Annotated in this window: 18 protein-coding genes and 1 pseudogene; 10 read left to right on the top strand and 9 right to left on the bottom strand. The window is 69.2% G+C overall.

Features of this window, described 5'->3' with window-relative positions:
- Window positions 1-37: 37 nt before the first annotated feature.
- Complete coding sequence (locus IF67_RS0114625; protein ID WP_037839370.1) at window positions 38-1,306, bottom strand: SGNH/GDSL hydrolase family protein; 1,269 nt, start codon at window positions 1,304-1,306, stop codon at window positions 38-40.
- A gap of 361 nt (window positions 1,307-1,667) precedes the next feature.
- On the opposite strand from IF67_RS0114625, the gene IF67_RS0114620 reads away from it, so the two are divergent.
- The 3 genes from IF67_RS0114620 (at window position 1,668) to IF67_RS41450 (ending at window position 3,993) form a co-directional block, all read left to right on the top strand.
- Window positions 1,668-2,855: a glycosyltransferase gene (locus tag IF67_RS0114620; RefSeq protein WP_030985746.1), complete on the top strand. Its 1,188-nt coding sequence runs from the start codon at window positions 1,668-1,670 to the stop codon at window positions 2,853-2,855.
- Window positions 2,856-3,153: 298 nt separating this feature from the next.
- Window positions 3,154-3,798, top strand: coding sequence for a TetR/AcrR family transcriptional regulator (locus IF67_RS0114615; protein ID WP_199812730.1), 645 nt, complete (start codon window positions 3,154-3,156; stop codon window positions 3,796-3,798).
- A gap of 45 nt (window positions 3,799-3,843) precedes the next feature.
- Window positions 3,844-3,993, top strand: coding sequence for a hypothetical protein (locus IF67_RS41450; RefSeq protein WP_199812729.1), 150 nt, complete (start codon window positions 3,844-3,846; stop codon window positions 3,991-3,993).
- Between the two features lie 108 nt (window positions 3,994-4,101).
- On the opposite strand, the gene IF67_RS0114610 is transcribed toward IF67_RS41450, so the two are convergent.
- Window positions 4,102-4,545, bottom strand: a complete 444-nt coding sequence (locus IF67_RS0114610; RefSeq protein WP_030985738.1) for a nuclear transport factor 2 family protein — start codon at window positions 4,543-4,545, stop codon at window positions 4,102-4,104.
- 134 nt (window positions 4,546-4,679) lie between these two features.
- Entirely contained in the window at window positions 4,680-6,095 is a 1,416-nt protein-coding gene (locus IF67_RS0114605; protein ID WP_030985736.1) for a DEAD/DEAH box helicase, read from the bottom strand.
- Window positions 6,096-6,672: 577 nt separating this feature from the next.
- Between IF67_RS0114605 and IF67_RS0114600 the strand changes: the two genes are divergently transcribed.
- Window positions 6,673-7,323 carry an SDR family NAD(P)-dependent oxidoreductase gene (locus IF67_RS0114600; protein WP_234341100.1) on the top strand — a complete coding sequence of 217 codons (651 nt, stop codon included), beginning with the start codon at window positions 6,673-6,675 and terminating at the stop codon, window positions 7,321-7,323.
- Between the two features lie 106 nt (window positions 7,324-7,429).
- On the opposite strand, the pseudogene IF67_RS41445 reads toward IF67_RS0114600, so the two are convergent.
- From IF67_RS41445 to IF67_RS0114580, 4 genes and pseudogenes are all read right to left on the bottom strand, one after another.
- Window positions 7,430-8,070: pseudogene (locus IF67_RS41445) on the bottom strand (flavin reductase family protein); the annotation flags it as partial.
- A 361-nt stretch (window positions 8,071-8,431) separates the two neighbouring features.
- Window positions 8,432-8,962, bottom strand: coding sequence for a DedA family protein (locus IF67_RS0114590; RefSeq protein WP_030985731.1), 531 nt, complete (start codon window positions 8,960-8,962; stop codon window positions 8,432-8,434).
- A complete protein-coding gene (locus IF67_RS0114585; RefSeq protein WP_234341099.1) occupies window positions 8,959-9,624 on the bottom strand; it encodes a class I SAM-dependent methyltransferase in 666 nt (221 codons plus the stop codon). The genes IF67_RS0114590 and IF67_RS0114585 overlap by 4 nt, the downstream gene beginning before the upstream one ends.
- Before the next feature lie 551 nt (window positions 9,625-10,175).
- A complete protein-coding gene (locus IF67_RS0114580; RefSeq protein WP_030985727.1) occupies window positions 10,176-10,583 on the bottom strand; it encodes a hypothetical protein in 408 nt (135 codons plus the stop codon).
- A 403-nt stretch (window positions 10,584-10,986) separates the two neighbouring features.
- Between IF67_RS0114580 and melC1 the strand changes: the two genes are divergently transcribed.
- From melC1 to IF67_RS0114565, 3 genes are all read left to right on the top strand, one after another.
- Window positions 10,987-11,481 carry an apotyrosinase chaperone MelC1 gene (gene melC1, locus IF67_RS0114575; protein WP_030985726.1) on the top strand — a complete coding sequence of 165 codons (495 nt, stop codon included), beginning with the start codon at window positions 10,987-10,989 and terminating at the stop codon, window positions 11,479-11,481.
- A 41-nt stretch (window positions 11,482-11,522) separates the two neighbouring features.
- Window positions 11,523-12,341, top strand: a complete 819-nt coding sequence (melC2, locus tag IF67_RS0114570) for a tyrosinase MelC2 (RefSeq protein WP_030985724.1) — start codon at window positions 11,523-11,525, stop codon at window positions 12,339-12,341.
- Window positions 12,342-13,089: 748 nt separating this feature from the next.
- The gene (locus tag IF67_RS0114565; RefSeq protein WP_030985722.1) at window positions 13,090-13,749 is read left to right on the top strand and encodes a YceI family protein; all 660 of its coding nucleotides are present in this window, start codon (window positions 13,090-13,092) and stop codon (window positions 13,747-13,749) included.
- Between the two features lie 416 nt (window positions 13,750-14,165).
- Here IF67_RS0114565 and IF67_RS39160 read toward each other — a convergent pair whose 3' ends face one another.
- A complete protein-coding gene (locus tag IF67_RS39160; protein ID WP_051818057.1) occupies window positions 14,166-14,459 on the bottom strand; it encodes a WHG domain-containing protein in 294 nt (97 codons plus the stop codon).
- 629 nt (window positions 14,460-15,088) lie between these two features.
- Here IF67_RS39160 and IF67_RS0114555 point away from each other — a divergent pair.
- Window positions 15,089-16,585 (top strand): alpha/beta fold hydrolase, encoded by a 1,497-nt coding sequence (locus tag IF67_RS0114555; protein ID WP_030985721.1) that lies wholly within the window; start codon window positions 15,089-15,091, stop codon window positions 16,583-16,585.
- Window positions 16,586-17,042: 457 nt separating this feature from the next.
- The gene (locus IF67_RS0114550; protein WP_030985719.1) at window positions 17,043-17,549 is read left to right on the top strand and encodes a hypothetical protein; all 507 of its coding nucleotides are present in this window, start codon (window positions 17,043-17,045) and stop codon (window positions 17,547-17,549) included.
- Between the two features lie 134 nt (window positions 17,550-17,683).
- On the opposite strand, the gene IF67_RS0114545 is transcribed toward IF67_RS0114550, so the two are convergent.
- Window positions 17,684-18,049: an RNHCP domain-containing protein gene (locus IF67_RS0114545; protein WP_107050229.1), complete on the bottom strand. Its 366-nt coding sequence runs from the start codon at window positions 18,047-18,049 to the stop codon at window positions 17,684-17,686.
- A 637-nt stretch (window positions 18,050-18,686) separates the two neighbouring features.
- Here IF67_RS0114545 and IF67_RS0114535 point away from each other — a divergent pair.
- A complete protein-coding gene (locus IF67_RS0114535; protein WP_158713094.1) occupies window positions 18,687-19,052 on the top strand; it encodes a hypothetical protein in 366 nt (121 codons plus the stop codon).
- Window positions 19,053-19,418 lie beyond the last annotated feature (366 nt).

Genomic DNA, 19,418 nt, shown 5'->3' with positions numbered 1-19,418 from the left:
GCTGTGTCATACGGCCATGGCGCTGCCGGTGTGGGTGTCAGAGGGCGTCGAGGTCCACGGCGGAGGCGATGGCGTGGAAGCCGGCTTCGTTGGGGTGCAGGCCGTCTTTGAAGACGTAGCCGGGGCGCGGCAGGGTGGGAGCGGCAGGGTCGGCGAGGGCACGGTCGACGTCGAGGACGGCGTCGTAGGCGTCGCCGGTGCGGATCCAGTGGTTGACGGCGGCCCTGACCATCTCGCCCTGCTCGCTGTAGAAGGGGAAGAGGGCGCCCTTCATGGGCAGGATGGTCGCACCGACGGCCTTGACGCCGCGGGCGTGGGCGGCGCGGATCAGCTGTTTGTGGGCGTCGATGATCTGACGTGCGGTCACGTGGGCTGCGGTGCTCATGCAGGGGTCGGCCATCTTTGCGGCGCCGATGTCATTGGCGCCCAGGTGGATGATCACCGTGCGCACGCCGGGGCGGTCGAGCACATCGCGCCGGAAGCGGTCGGTGGCCTTGTCCCCGTAGCAGGGCGAGTCGTTGAGGAGCCGGTTTCCGCCGATACCGGCGTTGACCACGTCCAGCGGGCGGCGGCCGGCCGCGAGGCGTTCGGCGAGCTTGTCCGTGAAGCGGTGGTCGGCGCCGGGTGTGGCCCCTGTCCCGTCGATGAGCGAGTCGCCAAAGGCGACCACGGTGCCACGCCGCGGGGAGGCGGCACCGGACACCTCCACCCCACTCAGGAAGTACCACGCGTTCGTGGACTCCTTGAACAGGTCACCCGCCGGATCGGACAGCCGGCGTCCGGAGGCGCGGTACGAGGCGGCGGTGGTGAACCGGTGGAAGGTGGCCGGACCGGTGCGGCCGGCGAAGTACAGGGTGACGGCCAGCTTCTCCAGCGGGGAGGTGCTCAGGCCCTCGGCGTCGCTCACGAGGTCTCGTCCAGGGGCGATGGTGGCGCCCTGGCGACCGCCGAACGTCACCTTGCGTACTGTGCCCGGCCAGACCTGGGCGTCGCCGGCGGACCGGCCGACGGTCGCGGCAGTGATCCGCAGCGGCGTGGTGCCGTAAGCGTTGGACAGCCGGATTCTTAACGCGGAGCCGCCGTTTGCGACGCGGACCACTTGGCGTACGGACTGGTCGGCGAATCCCTGCCGTGACCAGTTGGGCCCCCAGTCCTCGCTGCCCGCGACGGACCGCTGCATGGCCGTGCCCCATGCCCCGGTCCACACCGGCCCCTTGCCGTCGCGCAGCTGCGGCCGCGTGTCCCCGTGTGCCACAGCCGTCGAGACAGCGAGCGCGGCGAGCACCGCCGTGACAGCGGCCAGCATGCCCCGCCGTCCTGTCCTCTTCAAGGGCCGCGGCTTTGCTGAACGCATCAGGTATCTCCTCGGGAAATGAGTGATGAGGAGATCTCAGCGCCGTTCGGCCCCGAGGTCACCAGGGCTGTCCCCCGAATCGACCTTCGGGCAGGCCCTACCCATGGCAGGCCGTCCCCTTGCCCGGCGGCAGGCCGGCGGGCGCGGGCGCGTGCGCACACCAGCGCGGGCGAGTGTTGCGGGGTTCCCGCAGTGGGCCGGAAGGGCGAGTGATAGATTCTCAACAAGCGTTTAGTTTTTGAGAAGTCGACCGTGAAGTCCGGGGCGAGGCCCACACGTTGGCGCCCGCACCGCATCGTGGAGAGCGAGCACCATGCGCATCCTCATCACCGCACAGGCCATCTACTCGCACCTCGCGCCTCTGGTGCTGCCCGTGGCGGAGAGAGCCCAAGAGGCAGGTCATGAGGTGGCCATCGCCACGGGAGCCGGCGTTGTCCAGCACATCGAGAAGCGCGGACTCACCGCGTTGACGTTGCCCCACATGCAGTCGATGGGGGAAGCACTCCAGGGCGGTGCGCTCCGGCCCCCGCCGGAGATGGCGAAGGTCGGCTCCGTGACCGTCGAGCTGGCGCCGGAATTCTTCGCCGCGGCCTTCGTCGGGCACCTTGCCGAGGCCAGCACTCCCGACCTCCTCGAAGTGGCGAAGAGCTGGCAACCGGACCTGATCCTCCACGAGTCGACCGAGTACGGCGGCTATCTGGCGGCGGAATGCCTCGGCATCCCGCACGGCGCTCTGGACATCGCGCCGATGGCGCCGTACGCCCACCCCGCCGTGACGGAGGAGCTCAACCGCCAGCGGGGGAAGCTCGGCCTGGCGCCGGTCAACGACGCCTGGCACCCGTTCCGGGACTTCCGCGCCGGAGTCGTTCCGGAGGACTTCTACCCCACGGACAGCCGACTGCCCGGCGCCCGCTACTACCAGGTCCCCGCCCAGACGGCACAAGGTGGCCTCGACCCGGACATCGCCCAACTCTCCACGGACCGGCCGCTGGTCCTCGCCACCCTCGGGTCGAACGCTCCCCGGCTCCCCGGAGGCGCCCATGCCCTGCTGGAGATCATCGTCGAGGCTCTCGGAGAGCTGCCGGTCACCGGTGTCGTGGCCCTGGGAGCGGACCGCGACCCGCGGCAGTGGGACGGGCCGCGCCCCGACAACGTCCATCTGACGTCGTTCGTCCAGCAGGAACTGCTGCTCCGGTCCAGCGACCTGTTCATCACGCATGCTGGTTTCAACGGCACCCGGGAAGCGCTGGCGGCCGGAGTCCCCATGGTGGCGGTGCCGTTGTTCGCCGAGCAGTCCCACAATGCGGGCCGACTTCATGAGTTGGGCGTCGGGACCCGGATAGACGTCCAGGACGTCACCCGCGACTCGCTGGCCGCGGCGGCGCGCAACGTACTGGAGGACCGCGCCTACCGGTCCCGCGCCCAAGGATTCCAGCGCCGGTCCCATGCTCTGCCGGACCTCGGCCGCCTGGTGGAGGACGCCGCGGCGCTGGCCGCCTGAGCCGGACGGCTCCCGTCCGCACCCCACCACGGTGACGGTTCCGCCGAACCGTTCCCCCGTCTCGCTCCGGCCGTTGGGACTCCAGCGGCCGGAGCGCAGCGGTGGGTAGCGCCGGCGGGGCGTCGGCCATTCCCCGTGCCGGAACGTCGGGTTCTTCCTCATGCTGCAACGTCGGCGCTTCCCCATGCCGCAGCATCGGCCGTTCCCTCCGGAGCTTTTCGATCCGCCGTCTCCAAGGTGTCGGCGCCGCCCGGAGGTGCTTGTAGCATCAGGGCCGGCACCGGAAAGGGGACCGACTTTGACCTGCGCCGATGCAGCGACGAATGCGCCGGGACAGGCCGCGCGGCGGAAGTACGATTCAGCGGACCCGGCCGAGGAAGCAGCCCTTCCGGAGCGCAAAGGCGAGCGCACACGTCGGCGCATCCTGACGGCCGCACGGCGGAAGTTCGCCGAAGTCGGCTACGAGCGCGCCACCATCCGCGCCATTGCGACCGAAGCTGACGTGGACAAGTCCTCCGTGATCCAGTACTTCGGCAGCAAGCAGGACCTGTTCCGCGAGGCCGTCCACTGGCAGATCCCCCACGACGAACTCACCACCAGCGACCCCGGCCACACGGTGGAGAACCGCCTGCGCGGCATGCTGGACACCTGGGCCGCGGATCCGGACGGCCCCATGGCGGTGCTCCTGCGGACCAGCATGACGAGCGACGAAGCGGCGGAGCTGCTGCGCCGGCATGTCACCGTCCAGGTCACCGATCACATCGCTGCCACCATCGATGCCCCCGACGCGCGACTGCGTGCCGCGTTGTTCAGCGCGATCATGATGGGTCTCGCCGCCCAGCGCTATCTGCTGCACATGCCCGACCTGGCCGAGGCAGACGTGGAGGACATCGTGCGGATCGCCACGCCCTTGCTCCGTGGCCTCATCGCTCCGGAGGGGTGAGCGCCCCCCACTCGCGCCGTAGCTTCGTCGCTCCGGAGGCGTGAGTTGCCTACCGTCGGACCCGCCGCCGGGACCCGCAGGCCGGGGATCGCCCAATTGGCCCCGGACCGGCAGCAGTTGCTGTACGAGGCGCTCCCCGCGCTGGAAGAGCTCGTCGCATGGGAGAAGCCACCGGCCGGCCCGCAGCCACGCTGATCAACGGCATTCTTGGACGGGACGTGAGGAAACCTGATCGAGGGCCCGCCCGGTAGCAATGAGGTGAAGTGGGACCCTCGGGACCTCGGGACCTCGGGACCTCGGGACTCAGGAAGTGCTGCACGCCTCGGCGATCGACACGCTGTTCTCGTAGAGGTGGTGCCGGGTGATCCGGCCCCCCTCGACGGTGAGGCGCAGCGCGAAGGGACCCTCGAAGGACTTCCCCGTCGCGCGCACGGTCCCCGAGAGGTGCCCCATCAGGACGGCGTCGGTGCCGTCGACGAGGAACGTGTCGACGGAGGCCCGCGCGTCCTCGGCCACCGTGTGTTCGGCCAGCTCCATGACCTGGGCGGCGCATTCGGCGCCGGTGGAGCGCGGCCGGATCCACGGGGCAGCGGGGTTCTCGGCGAGCAGCCAGTCGACGTCGTCCGCGAAGAGCGCGACAAGCCGCTCGACGTCCCCGGTCATCCGGGCGGCGAGGAACTCCTGGACGACGTGGCGGGTGGCGTCGGCAGCGGAACTCACGCTGGTGTAGGGAGACTTGGCGGGCATGGTGCACTCCTCGGGCCTGCGGTGCCGGAACCCTCGTCGGGGATCTCGTTGACGTGCACCACGCTGCCGTAGTGGGGGAGTGCGGTCCATTACGTCAGGGGTAAGGGCCGGTCGCGGCAACAGGGCAGCGGCTCTCAGGCGCCGCGGCGCACCCGGGCCGCCTTGCGGGCCTCGGCGAGCTTGCGGGCCTCGTTGGCCTTGCGGGACTTGCCGCCGGTGCCTCGGGAGGCGTCCTTGCTGGTGCCCAGGCCGCGGAAGGGGGTGTTGGTGTTCTTGGCCCGGGGCGCGGCGGGCCCACCGTCGAGCGGGGTGCCGGCGGGAGCCTTGGCCCCGGTGATCCGGCTCAGCTCCGCCTCGCCCGAGCGCACCTTGGTGATCGTCGGCTCGATGCCGGCCTCGGCTGTCAGCCGGCTCATCTCGCGGCGCTGGCTCGACAGCACCAGTGTGACGACGCTCCCGGACTCACCGGCCCGGGCAGTGCGGCCCGCGCGGTGCAAATAGTCCTTGGGGTCGGTGGGCGGGTCGACGTTCACCACGAGATCGAGGTCGTCGACGTGCAGACCACGGGCCGCGACATTGGTCGCCACCAGGACGGTGATCTGGCCGTTCTTGAACTGTGCAAGGGTCCGTGTGCGCTGCGGCTGGGACTTGCCGCTGTGCAGGGCCGCGGCGTGCACACCGCTGGCCCGCAGATGCCGGGTGAGCTGGTCGACGGCGTGCTTGGTGTCCAGGAACAGCAGTACGCGGCCGTCGCGGGCGGCGATCTCCGTCGTGACGGCGTACCGGTCGGGGCCGTGGACGATCAGCACATGGTGGTCCATCGTCGTGACCGCGCCCGCGGACGGGTCGACCGAGTGGACGACGGGGTCGTGGAGGTAGCGGTGGACCAGGTGATCGACGTCATGGTCCAGGGTGGCCGAGAACAGCATCCGCTGGCCGTCGCGGTGCACCTGGTCGAGCACCTCGGTGACCTGCGGCAAGAAGCCCATGTCACACATCTGATCGGCCTCGTCGAGAACGGTGATCCGTACCTGCCCCAGGCGGCAGGCCTTGCGCTCGATGAGGTCGTGCAGGCGGCCAGGGGTGGCGACGACGACCTCGGCCCCGTCACGCAGCGCGGCGGCCTGCCGGCCGATCGACACGCCGCCGACGACCGTGGCCATCCGCAGCCGGAGCGCGTCGGCATACGGCGCGAGCGCCTCGGATACCTGTTGGGCCAGCTCCCGGGTCGGCACCAGGATCAGGGCGAGAGGCTGCTTCGGCTCCGCGCGCCGTCCGGCCGTCCGGGTGAGCAGCGGCAGGCCGAAGGCGAGCGTCTTACCCGATCCCGTGCGCCCGCGCCCCAGGACGTCGCGTCCCGCGAGGGCGTGGGGCAGCGTGGCTGCCTGGATCGGGAAGGGCTCGTGCACGCCGAGCTCGGTGAGCGTTCGCAGCACCTCGGACGGCAGTTCCAGGTCGGCGAAGGAGGCGACCGGGGACACCGTCGGGGTGAGAGGCTCAGGCCGGGCGAGGTTGCCGTGCGAGGTGCCGAGGCGGTCCGGGTGGTTCATGAAGAGCCTTCCGCATGGGGAACGTACCGAGGAAGGCCCGGCAGGAATGAGCAGCCCAGGAATGAGCAGTCGACGAACAAGGGGAACCGCACGGACGCAATCGCCGGGCGGCACAGTCGTCAAAGCATTTGAGGCTAACACGAAGTAACGGTTCGGCCCGGCGCTGTGGCGCTGATCGCTCCGCCTGCGTCAGTGACGTGCCACGTACGGAGAGTCATGTCCGACGTGTCCTTCGCCGGCCGTGCTCCCTGTCAAGGCGTAGCCGTCGTGGAAGAGAGGCCAGAAGCGGTGCGGGGTGATGTGGCCGCCGCGGGCATGGGCGGGCGACCTCGATGTCCTCCGAGAGGGTCGGGCTGCTGTTGGCAGGGGCTCGGCTCCTGGTGCTCGGTGGCTCCGACGTCCATGGTGCGTCCACGGTGCTGCGTCCTCCACCTCCGAAACGTGAACCGGGCCGGGAACGGCCGGAGCCGGGAAGAGCCATCGGCACGGGGGAGACCGGCCCTTCCCGGCAGACACATCGTCAGCCGGATCGGCTCCGCGGCCCCAGGGCCGAACAGCCCTCCCGGAAGGCGCCGTGGTGGTGGTCGCTGACCTCGACGAGGACGGTGCGACCCGGGTGGCGCGGCAGATCACCGCAGCCAGTGGCACCGCCCTGCCCCGCCGGGTCGATGTCACCGACCCGGACAGCGTCAACCACGTGGTCACGGAAGCCGCCGCCCTGCGCGACGGCCTGCGGATCGCGGTCAACAGCGCCGGAATCAACGGCCCCCTCAACCCACTGGCCGAACTTCCGCTCGCCGACTTCGACACCGTGATGAGGGTGAACCTGTACGGCGTCTTCCACGCCATGCGCTGCCAGCTCCCCGCGATGGCCGACACGGGTGGCGTCCTCGTCAACCTCGCCTCCGTAGCAGCACATTCGGGCTTCCGGGGGCACGCCGCCTACGCCGCCGCCAAGCAGGGTGTCCTCGCCCTGACCCGGACCGCGGCGCGCGAATACGCCGGCCAGGGCATCCGGGTCGTGTCGGTATCACCGGGCGTCGTCGACACCCCGATGGTCACCTCGCTGCCGCCCGGCGCCACCGACGGTCTCCTCACAGCCGTCCCCCTGCGGCGTACCGCGCAGCCGGCCGAGGTTGCCGCACTCGTCGCGTTCCTGGTGTCCGACGACGCCTCGTATGTGACGGGCAGCGACCATGTCGTCGACGGCGGTTACCTGGCCAAGTAGCCGGGCAAGTGCCGGCCTCGCAGCCGCCCGCGCGCCGCCGGCGGTTCCGCCGATCTCTTCGGTCCGGGGGAGCGATCTCTTCGGTCCGGGGGAGCGGTCGGCGGTCTCAGAGGTCCAGCACCAGCCGCGGCCCAGTGCACGCGACACGCAGGCGTACATCCGGCCCGCGGGGGCGCCGATGTCGTCGCGGTGCTCAGGCTCGCCCTCCAGGACAGTGAGTTCACAGCTTCCGCACACGCCCTCGCGGCAGCCGGACGGCAGTGGGTGCCCGGCGTGGGTCAGGGCGTCGAGCAGGGTTTCGTCGGCCGGCACCTGGACGGTACGTCCGGACTTGGCACACAGCACTTCGAACTCCGCGCTCGCCGCAAACGGCTTGGCCACCGGGTGGAACCGCTCCGTGTGCAGCCGGTCGGGCGGGAACGCGGCCCCCGCCGCGGTGAGCATCGGCTCGGGTCCGCAGCAGTAGACGAGGGTGGCGGGGTTCAGCCCGGCCGCGAGGGCGCCGAAGTCCGGCCTGCCCTGTTCGCGTGTGGCGACGGTGCGGACGCGCCGACCGTACGCGGCACGCAGTTCGTCGGTGAACGGCATGGTCGCGGCCGACTGTCCCACGTACACGAGCGAGGCCGGGACCTGGGACGCGGCCGCCGCGCGCAGCATCGGCAAGACGGCGGTGATGCCGATGCCGCCCGCGAGGAAGAGATACTCGGGCGCGGGAACGAGCGGGAAGTGGTAGCGGGGCAGCGACACGGTCGAGCTGGTCGTCCACCAGCTCATCGCCGCCCCCGATCCCCTCGACCCCGCCCGCCTGGAGAGCGAACTGGTCGCCATGCTCACCCGCTTCCTCACCGGTGAGCCGGGCAGGGGACGGCAGCGGAGCTGACGACTTGGTGAGCGATCGAGGTCGGGGGCGCGGGGTGCCGGCCTGGCGGGTTGGCCGACGAGGCCCCGGGGGGCCGGCTTGACGGGTTGGCCGATGTGAGATCACCGTACGACGGAGCGGTCGGATACCCGGGCCGGCGATTGCCCGAGGGGTCTCGTCGTCATACTCGCGACGGCCGATGTGAAGCTGGAGGTCCGCGCCCCTGCTTGTGTCGGCAGGGGCGTGCCGCTACGGGGCTCCGATCGCGGAGACGTGCTGGAGGGAGAGGGCTGCTGTGTAGCCCGCGCCGCTTTCCACGCTCGCCCAGGTGACCGAGGCCAGGGCACTGTACGGGGCGATATGACGGTACGGCAGGCCGGCGACGCCCGCCATGTGCGGGGCAAGGGTCCGCAGCACAGGCACAAAGCGGAAGATCAGGAGGGTTTGGCCGGCGCGCTTGTTCATGAGGGTTTCCACTCGCTGCCACGCCGCGGCAGGAATGCGGCGGCCGAGCTTCCCGGTACGCAGGCGCTTGCCCAGCAGATGACCGGTTCGATGGCCAAGAGCGTCCCCGATCACCACAGCGCCGGCGGCGACTGCAATGACCCAAATCAGGTTCATGCTGCCAGCACGGGCCAAGGCTCCCGCGGTGAGCATGAGAGCGAGAGTGGGGATGAGGGCACCCACGAGCAGAATGGATTCCGCAATGATTGCTGCGGCCAGCACCGTGTAGGCGGTGGCAGGGGGTATCTGGCTGAGCAGACCGCTGAGGGTATTCATCGCGATATATCTGGCTGGACGGTCAACGCGGCGGAGGCGTGGACCGCATCCATGGGTCGGCGCAGTTGCCACACCTGCGCGGGCGGCAGATTTCCCCATACGGTCCAACAGCCGACCGCGTACTGGTGGTGATATTGGTGCAACAGACCTTTGACGTCGAGTTGACGGCGAGCCTCTGGGCGGGATGTCAGCAAGGTGCGGACCCAGCGACTGCCGCAATAGGAAAAGTAGGTGAGAGTGCCCCCGGGGCGGAGCAGATCCAAGTAGCGGCCCATGATTTCCTCAACCTGCCGGGGAGAGAAGTTGGCGAACGGCAGGCCGGAGACGATCACGTCATAACGGCGGTCAGTGGTGAGCTGTTCGACAAATATGTTGTGAACGCGCACTTGCTCCTGCTTTTCGAGCAGGGCCGGGCTTCCACGAACCAGGCGACGCAGGTGCGCGGCAAAATGGGCGTTGGCTTCCACGATGTCCAGTTGGCTTCCCTGCGGCATCCGGGAGAGCAGGACTCGTGTGACCGAGCCGGTACCCGCGCCCACTTCCAGGACGTTCGACATCCGCGGCGCTCGTTCCAGCAACGGGTCGGTCAGCAGGTTGGCCAGCGACTTGCCGCTGGGGGCGATGGAACCGACGGTGCGATGGTTCCGTACCGATTCGACCAAGAAGTCCCACCCCTCTGTCGCACGCCGAGCCCGGCCCCGGCTATGAGTCGGGGAATCCGTATCGGCTGCCGTGTAGGACATGGGGGCTCCTGGGAAAAGGGATGGAGGATTCGATGTCCCCATCCTCGAATGCACAGGCCAATGCCGTCCTCCCCCACAGGGACCCAAAGCCGGACTGTCCTGAAGTGCCACCCATGGCCCCGGCGTCATTCTCTGGACGGACGGCCACCCACCCTGGGACCTAGGCGGTTCGTCTGGATCAGCTGATCGGCCGGACAACTCCTGGATGAATGACCGGTTGCGGCGGATCAGCGGGTGGCGATGGCCGCCGGTGCCGATGTGGACCCAGTGCCAGTCGTAGCAGCGTGGCGCCTTCGCGCCTGTCCCGGCGCTGTGCCGCTGCCAGGCGGTGGCGGGCAACCGGTCGGCGAATCAGCAGGTCCCCGGAACCACGTTCCGGGGACCTGCTGCGTATACGCCCCGCGATCGGAGCGGAGCGAGGGAGACGGCGGAAGCCCACAGCGACGCTGGGCGATACGCCTAGGGTGAGGTCAGAACGTCCAGGTGGTGTACCACGTCGCCTGACTGGTGGGATGGGTCAGGTCGGTGGTGACTCCGCTGAGGCGGCCGTCGGAGCCGCGGGCGCCGAGGTAACGGCCCCTTGCGCCGTCGCTCCAGGCGATGACGAAGTAGAGGGAGGTGCCGTCCACGAACCCCTGCTCGATGGTGCCCGTCGTCGAACTTCCCGTTCTGGCTATGCCGGTGAGGTTCCCCTGGGCGTCCTGAGTCACCGAGAGCGTCGCGTTGGCCGAGTTGCTCTGGTAGATGGTCCAGATACGCCCCACGTTGAAGTCGGCGGCCGCCGCCGCGGCAAGCGGTGCTGCGGAAGGCCGGTGCGCCGCCGCGGCCTGCGCGGCAGGGGCGAGGGTGGAGGGGGCCGACGCCGGGCATTCACTCACGTCACCCCGCACGGCAGGCACGCACGACGCGGAAGCCCGAGCCGCAAACACCCCACACCTCAAGCCCCTTGCATTCGCGCCGAGTTCCGGCCGTGGGGCGTCTCACGGTTTCGGACATCGGAGAGAAGGATCTGCGGCTGAGAACGCTCCACATCGCGGAATATCCGGTTCCGCGCACGGGTGCGGCGGGACGCGAGCACGATCACCGCCGTTGAACTCTGCACCTCCTCCCGGGTGTTGTCTCGTTCGTTGTCTGATCCCGCCGGAGGAACTTGATGATCCGCTCGTCCCTGCCAGCATGTGGCGGCGCGGGCCGACCTTCGGCGCGCCGGCTCGAAGAACCCCTCTTGTGCGGTTCTGACGTGGAGGGGGGAGCCGAGACGAACAAACAGAGGAGTGGAACATGTCGCGTCCCACCCGACGCCAGATGCTGCACGGCAGCGCCGCGACCCTGGCCGGAGCGGTGCTCGCCGCGCCGGTCGCCTTGTCGAACACCGCCGCCGCCCGTCCCGCCGCCGGACACGGACACTCGGAAGGCCACCAGGCCCCCGGGGGTCACGAGATGCCGGAGCCCTTCGACGAGGTCTACCAGGGCCGCCATATCGAGGGCTGGCCGGCGGACGAGGAAGCACCGGAGAACGGAAGCCGCGCAAGCGATGCAAGCCACGGCGGTCACGGAAGCCGGGCACATCCCCGGAGTGGCCAGGCCGGACCTCACGAGGGCATGGACTTCGTCGTCCGCATCGACAACGACGACCTCCATGTGATGCGGAACGCGGACGGCACCTGGATCAGCCTGGTGAACCACTACGAGACGTTCACCACGCCACGCACCCTGGCGCGCGCCGCCGTTCGTGAACTCCAGGGCGCTGATCTGGTCCCCGTCGTCACCGGCTGAGGTCTGGCCCCTGACCGTCCCCCCACCGAGGAGTCCTCGACATGGCAGTCCGGAAGAACCAGGCGGACCTCACCGCCACCGAGAAGCGGAACTTCGTCGATGCGGTGCTGGAACTCAAGCGCAGCGGCCGCTACGACGAGTTCATCAGCACCCACAACGCCTTCATCATCGGTGACACCGACAATGGAGAGCGGACCGGTCACCGGTCCCCGTCGTTCCTCCCCTGGCACCGCAGGTTCCTGCTCCAGTTCGAAGAAGCCCTACAGAGCATCACCCCGTCGGTCACGTTGCCCTACTGGGACTGGACCGTCGACCGCAGCCCCCGCAGCTCCCTGTGGGCCGACGATTTCCTCGGCGGCGACGGGCGCAGCGGTGACGGCCGGGTGCCCTCGGGGCCGTTCGCCTTCGGCAACGGCAAGTGGCCGATGAACATACGCGTCGACGGCCGGACGTTCCTGCGCCGCTCGCTCGGCACCGGGGTCCGTGAACTGCCGACCCGGGCCGAGGTCGACCGGGTGCTCGCCATGACCGTCTATGACGCCGCCCCCTGGAACAGCTCTTCCGACAGCTTCCGCAACAACGTCGAGGGCTGGCGCGGACCGAATCTGCACAACCGGGTGCACGTCTGGGTCGGTGGGCAGATGACCACGGGTGCCTCGCCGAATGACCCCGTCTTCTGGCTGCACCACTGTTTCATCGACAAGCTCTGGGCCGAATGGCAGCGCCTGCACCCCAAGTCGGGCTATCTCCCGACCGGCAACACTCCCGACGTCGTCGACCTCCACGACACCATGAAGCCATGGAACGACGTCACGCCGGCGGACCTGCTGGACCACACCAAGTTCTACACTTATGCATGACAGGTGCATGACATCTCGTAGCCTCCGCGGCGTTCCGCGGCGGCGGGCAACGCGCAAGCGGACATCACGTCCGTGAAAGCGGGTGCGTCGCCGGCCTGTCCGCGGTCAGAACGAACGCGAGGGGTCGGCGGCGGGCGTCTGTAGCGGGCGTCTTCAGCGAGGTGGACCTTCGTGGTCAGCCCGCAGCGGACCGGCCGATCGCGCGGTCGGCCGGCTCTCCGGCCGGGGCCCCTTGTTGCGGGCCCCGGCCGCGTGTCGGTGAACCCGCACGATCGTGGGTCCACCGACACTGATACCGCCCAGGCCGGCACCCCGTCGACGTCGGCGTGAGCCATCAGCGCGAGCCGTTGCTCGGCGAGTCGACGAGTAGGCCAGTTCCACGTTGTTCGCCCCGGCCCCGGCCCCGGCCCCGTCGCCGACCGGGGCGTTGTGGCGGGGCCGGCCGACCTGCCCGATGAGAAGCTGTGACGTATCGAGCACCGCACCGCCGACCACGGCGCCTTCCAGGACGCGGCCCGCGGCCGGAGCGACCTCGCGAGAATCGAGCGGCGCTGGGAGGACAAGGACATCCTGCGGGTCGTGGACTGTCGTCATGGACTGTCCGTCAGTGCACCCCATATTCGTGTCGATCCTGTGCATCTTTGCGGTCGGGGGCATGGAATCCGGACGAGGCTGCCCATCTCGCTGTGTAGCGCCTGCCTATGCCGTGATAGCACGGAGTAATCCAATTCGAGGAAGGCTACGACGCATGGGTATCTTCAGCCGTCGCCAGAGCGCGACTGTCCAGCCGGCGCAGGCTGTTGGCCCCCGTACGCCTTTCCCGGCGGCCGACGCCACCGGAGTCGCGCTCGACCCCGCGCTTCGTGCGCTGACCGGGCAATGGACCATCGACCGCCCGCACAGCCGCATCGGATTCTCCGTGCGGCACGCGATGGTCACGACAGTGCGGGGTGCTTTCGCCGATTACGACAGCACGCTGTATTTCGACGGAGCCCGGCCCTCCCAGTCCCGGGCCGAACTCGTCATTAGGGTCGCCAGCGTCGACACGGGCGTAGAACAGCGGGACGCACACCTCATCGGCACGGACTTCTTCGACGCGCACCGCTACCCGGAGATGGTCTTCCGCAGCACCTCCACGATCCACGAGGGCGCAGAGAGCTTCCGCATGACAGGGGATCTGACCATCCGCGGCATCACCCGGCCGGTCGAGCTGCAACTCGACTACCTCGGCTCGGTCTTGGACCCGTTCGGCTATGAGCGGGCCGGCTTTGACGGCACCACCACCATCGACCGCACCGATTGGGGCTTGGTCTACAACCAACGCCTGGAAGCGGGCGGCGCCATGGTGAGCGAGAAAGTTCGGTTGCAGTTCGATATCTCCGCGATCCGGTCCGTGCCCCTGGCGTAATTGCCCCGGGAGGCCCCCTGCGTTCCGTACGCCTACGCCTACGCCCTCGACGAGGCGAGCTGCGTGCCGTCACACGGAACTGGTCTGACGTGCACCCCGCTCACGGCACGCTGTCGTGAGAACGGAAGCAGCATCCCGTTCGGGCTGCGGGCCGCGCGGCCGGGGGCCTGGCGACCGCCGCCGTCGGCGAGGCGGCCGAGTTTCTTACGTCAACGCACGACCACCAGCGCGCAATACCCGGTTCACCAGTACTGACGGCCGCCCTCGAACACTCCCGTGCAGCCGCCGTCTCCGAGTCCGGTTCCGCATGTGCGTGGAGCACGGGTGCGACGCGAGGAGTGGCGTCGGCGCCAAGGGGGCGCGTTGCCCTGCCCGCGGTCTTGCGCCGGCTGCGGGGCAGTCGGCCGGCAGGCTGTTCAGTCGGCCACGCACAACTGGGCAGGGTCGAAGCCCAACCCGGCAAAGTGGCTGGCGAGTTCCAGGGAACGGACGCCGTGCAGACGGGTCCAGAAGATGGGTGTGCGACGCAGTGCCGGGGTCGGGGCCGGGTGTCCGCCGTCCCACTGCCGGTGCTCCTCGAGGTGCGCGTCCCAGACCGTTTCGGCGGTGTTCGCTGACGCGGCCGCGAAGGTGTCGAGGAGCGTCGACATGATCTCGGCGGTGATCGCGGTGTTCGCGGTGATGTCCTCCGGGGCGCGGTAGCGGAGCACGGGTGGCCCGTAAACGACGAGATACCGCTGGGGGAGTCGAGCGCCCAGCGACGCAGTGCGTGTGCGAGGTCCGCGAGGTCGGCGCCGCCCGTGGCGGTGGCTCGGAACGGGACTCCTTGCGTTCTCTGTCATGGCCACCATCCCTTCCTGTCAGGCGTGTTATGCCCTATCGCTATCGGAAATGCCTCTAATAAATCATGCGCCACTCCCTTGACGGATGGTGTCGGCACGCCTCAAGCTGGGCGCAGTTACACCTTCTAACGAGAGTGTTGATGCATAGCGGAAGAGGTTCTGGTGGGTGCCGATGAGCGCGTCGAGCTCGCTCTGCCCGGCAGGGCGGGGCAGGAGGCGCGTTATTGCGGTACGGCTCGGCGGCCGGGCCGAGTGCGGGGGAGCTCGTGGTCCACGGGCAGGCGGCCGGGGCGTTGTGCGCCGGGCAACGCAGGGGCCACGGCTGCCACTCGTCCAGCCGGCCCGCCAGCCGGGGTGCACGTCATCGGTGCGGCCCTCGCCGCCACCACGACGCGACCGACGCCCTGCGCGGGCGTCAATTCCGTCGACCCATCACCCTCCCCGCACATCCCGACCGCACCGGCAGCGCCGGCCCGCGCCCTTCAAGGAGAACCGTCATGAGCAGAGTGATGAGACAACTTCGGCGGACGCTCACCGCCATACTGACGGCCGGGGTGGTGCTGGCCACGCCGGTGCTGGCCACGCCGGTGGTCGCCGCGCCCGGCCGTACCGTCCCGCAGGCCCCGACGAGCCACATCACGTGGCACCCGTGCACCGACGCCGGGTTCCCGGGCATGCAGTGCGGCACGATGCGGGTGCCGGTGGACTGGTCCAAGCCGCGAGCCGCGCAGCTCGATCTGGCCCTGATCCGCCGCAAGGCAGACGACCCGGCACACCGCCAGGGCACTTTGCTCCTCAACGACGGAGCCGGTGGTTCCTCGATCGAGCAGCTGAGGCTGGCGACACGCAATGGCTTTCCCGACATCGCCGGTGCCATGACCCAGCGGTTCGACATCGTTGCGGTCGACCCACGAGGGGTCGGCCACAGCACCCCCGTCCGCTGTTCCGAGCCGCTCAAGCCCGCCGGGGTCAGCTACTTCCCGAAGAACCGGGCCGCTTTCGACAAGCTCGTGGCCCACAACCGCACCTTCGCCGGGGACTGCCTGCGCCGCAACGGCCCGCTGGTGGCCCATGTCGACCTGACCAGCACCGCCCGAGACATCGAAGCGGTACGCACCGGGCTCGGCGTCCGCCGGCTCAACTGGTACGGCATCCACTACAGCACCCTGCTCGGACGCACCTACGCGGCCCTCTTTCCCGGCCGGTTGCGCACGATGACCCTCGACACCGCGCTGGACGACACCACTTCGCCGCTCACCCGGATCGCCAAGGAGACAACCGGCGCCGAGGAGGCCTTCAACCGGTTCGCCGCCTGGTGCACCAACTCGGCGCAGTGTGCCCTGAAAGGACATGACGTCGCTGCCGAGTACGACGCCCTCGTCGCCCGCGCGGACCGCACCCCCCTCCCCGTCGCCGGCGGCACACACCGCCCGCTGACCGGTGAGGACATCCGCGGTGCCACCCAGGACTACCTGAACATCGCAAGCGTCACCTGGCCCGCCCTGGCCGAGGCGATCGTCAAGGCGCAGGCGGGCGACGCCACCGACTTCACCGTCGACCCCGACGGCACCCTCGATCCGGTGCAGGTTCTGGTGCCCGCCTGCCTGGACAACGCCCGTCCGGTCAGCACCTTCGAGCAGGCCGACCGACTGCACAAGTCGCTCGCCGCACGCGCACCGCACCTCGGCGGCGCGGTGCGCTCCTGGACCGCGCTCGTCGGCTGCCTCGGATGGCCGGTCCCCGCCAAGCCCGTGCAGGCCGGCCGCCTGATCTCCGGGGCACCGCCCGCGCTGGTCATCCAGTCCACGCACCAGGCGTTGGCTCCCCACGCGGCGGGCTCCGCCATGGCGGCCCAGCTGCCCGGCAGCGTCGTACTCAGCCGCGAGGGCGATGACTACAGCATGTTCCTGCTGTCCCCGTGCGTCCGTGAGGCGACCAACCGCTACCTGACCGACCGCATCCTGCCCGCATCGGGCACCACCTGCACCAACTGACTCCCCGGGTGCCCCTCCACCTCAACGGGAGCACGCGCGCATGAACGAGCCCCCTCCCGCGGGCACTTCGGCACCCTGCCCGGCTCCAGGCACTGAGAACAAGCGGTACGCGTCACGGCCCGACCCGACCCGGGCCCAGACGCCGGCCTCGCCCGGACATCCGAGTGATGTCCGGGCGGGGCCGTCCCGTCATCGCCTGCCTCGCCCGCGCAGCACCACTACAACCTCCTCGGCCGACTCCTCCACGCCGCCTTCCCGACGCGGGCCCGGACCTACAGCGCGACGACCGTGGAGAGGAGTGCGTGCGCCCGGGGGGGGGCGATGTCTCCGCGTTCCTCAACCGGCTCGTCTACATGCCCCGCAAAAGAGCGTTTTGCCATGGCGGAGGTGCTTGAGATAGGGCACCTGGGACTTCGTCGTGCTGACCTGCGGCAGTGCTGGCTGGCAAGATGGCTCAATGTTCGATTTCGGCATCGACGGATATCAGCCGGTGTGGCTGCACGGCCGTAGAGAAGTTGTGCGGGAGCACGGGCACCGCCTGCGTGGTCTTGCCGGCCGGACTCTGACAAGAGTCTGGATGGTCTGGGACGTAGAGGATGACGAGTGGTTCTGTGACTGTCCCGTGCTGTTCGACTTCGACGGCGAGCAGGTCGAGGTCAACCATCACAAGTTCGACGATCTTTCCCTTACGTGGAACACGATCGACACCGGTCGTCCGGTCCGTTGGCCCGGCTTCGACCTGCGGTGGCGTCCTGAGCCTCTTCCCGAGTTGGATGCTCTGCGGAGTCTGTCCCTCAAGGGGGTCGAACTGCTCGAATGGACCGGCAGGGATGTGGCTCAGGGAAGTGTTGACGTGAGCTTCGACTTCGAGGCGAATCGGGCAACCGTCTTCAATGCTCTCGATGAGAACGGGCTGAGCTTCGGTCCCCCTGGCCCGCGGCAGCGGGCCTACGCGCTCGGCTGACGCGCTCGGAGTTGCCGACGCGCTCGGAGTTCAGGCACACCGCCAGGTCGCGGTGGTTTCAGGTCCCGGACTGAGTGCTGCCCCAGTGGGGCATAGGGAAGCGGCTCCCGCTGCGAGCGGGAGCCGCCGGGGCGTCAGAGGTGTGTCCGGCGCCGGTTCGTGTGTCCGGCTTCGTGATGGCCGATGGCCTTGTGCATCAGTGCGATGACGGTATCGAGGTCGTCGCCCTGGTGCGGGTCGTCGGCCATGCGGTTGCGGCCGCGGGTGCCGCAACCGGTGCATTGGTGGACGATCATGTAGCCCTTGGCGGAGTGGTGCTCGACGGCCACCGGGCGCATCAGCGCACGACAGTCGTCGGCACGGTCTCCGGGCGAGACGTCCACGTGCAGCGAATACAGACAGTGCGGGCAGTGGTTGCGGTAGCTTCCGTTGGCCAGCGCCGCGACTGCCTTCCCGCAGTTTCCGCAGGTGAAGCCGGTATTTTCGGTTGTTCTGCTGATGGTGCTGCTCCTCAGCGAGTCGAAGGGATCTTCAACTCGGAGGCGCAGGGTTCCGTTCGTTCTCCCCCTGCCGAAGCAGGGGTCGCAGGCTTGACTGGGGAGTGACGCGGTTCACCGCCGCTCGGGGCGGGCGATTACTTCCGGCTCCAGCTTCACCAGAGTGCGCTTGCAGCTCCGGATCCGGACCACGACTGGGTTTGTGCAGTTGTCCCAGCCACTGTCACGCGGGTGTTCCACGTGCCGCCGGTAGGTGTCCATCCAGTCTCACTGCCGTCGGCGTCGTCCCCCGTCAGACAGCACCAGCTGCGGCATGCTTCATCGTGATCACGCCACCTCCTTGATCTTCCGAGTCTCCGCCGCATGTCATGTGGGTGGGCTGCGGAGACTCCCTCCATCATATTCGGGAGCCGGACGCCGTCTGGAAAGTCGCTGGTCAGGCGACTTCCGCACGTGGAGGAGGAGCGAGAGGCCCGCGAGACCAGCGGGTCCCTCCGCTTCCTGAAGCAGGTGATGCACACGGTGCTGGAGTACTGGCGGTAGCGCCGCGAGGCCCAAGGGTCTGACGCCCCGTTGACAGGCCCGGGCACGGGAAGCTAACTGATTCCACTGAGACAACTAACACTCCGAGAAGATGGCCATGTCATCCACGCCGACGTCATCCGGCCCCGACTGCCCCCGCCCCTCGGTAGCCGAAGCAGCCCGCGCGCTGAAGGACATCGACCGGCACCGGGACCAGGCGCACAGCTCGGCCACCAACTCCCGTTGGGTATATGTGCTGTTCGCCGTAGTGTTCTTCGCGCTTGCCGTGCTCCTGGCCGGCTTCGCCATCCAGCTGCTGCAACCGCACTGGCACCTCGACGTGCCGTACTGGCGGACCGCGGTGGGCGCGGTGGGCGGCGGCGCTCTTGCCCTGTTCGGGCCGCGCTGCCAGCAGGCGCTGCTCCCGGTCGCTGTGCGCGGCGGCCGTCGCGCAGGGGAGAGCGCCCTCGATGGCACACACTGACTTCGGCCCCGTACTCCCAACTGGCCGGTGAGCACGTCAACTGGCGGGTGCGGCCTCGCATCCATCTACACGGGCGAGTCCGATCATTTGCTGCCGGCCATGGACGATCGCGGAGCCGCGGCCGGCGCGTCATGCGATGCCTGCCTGTCTGCCTGGACGGCCGGCTGCTGACCGGTGTCCGACCTGCCGCCGAACCTGCACCTTTGTGAGTCGAGTTGGCACGCAGGTTCCTTCGGGGCGAGGGCGAAGAGCGCCCGGACTGTGCGAGCCCTCCTGGCGCATCGTCCTACCCTGCCCGAGTCGCATCTCGTCGGCATGGTGGATGTTTCCCGGGCGCCGAGAAGACGTTGGTCAGCCAACCGTGGG

Source organism: Streptomyces sp. NRRL S-1813 (genome assembly GCF_000719605.1).
In the GTDB taxonomy this organism is placed as follows: Bacteria; Actinomycetota; Actinomycetes; order Streptomycetales; family Streptomycetaceae; genus Streptomyces; species Streptomyces decoyicus.
This window is presented reverse-complemented; position numbering and strand designations above follow the sequence as displayed.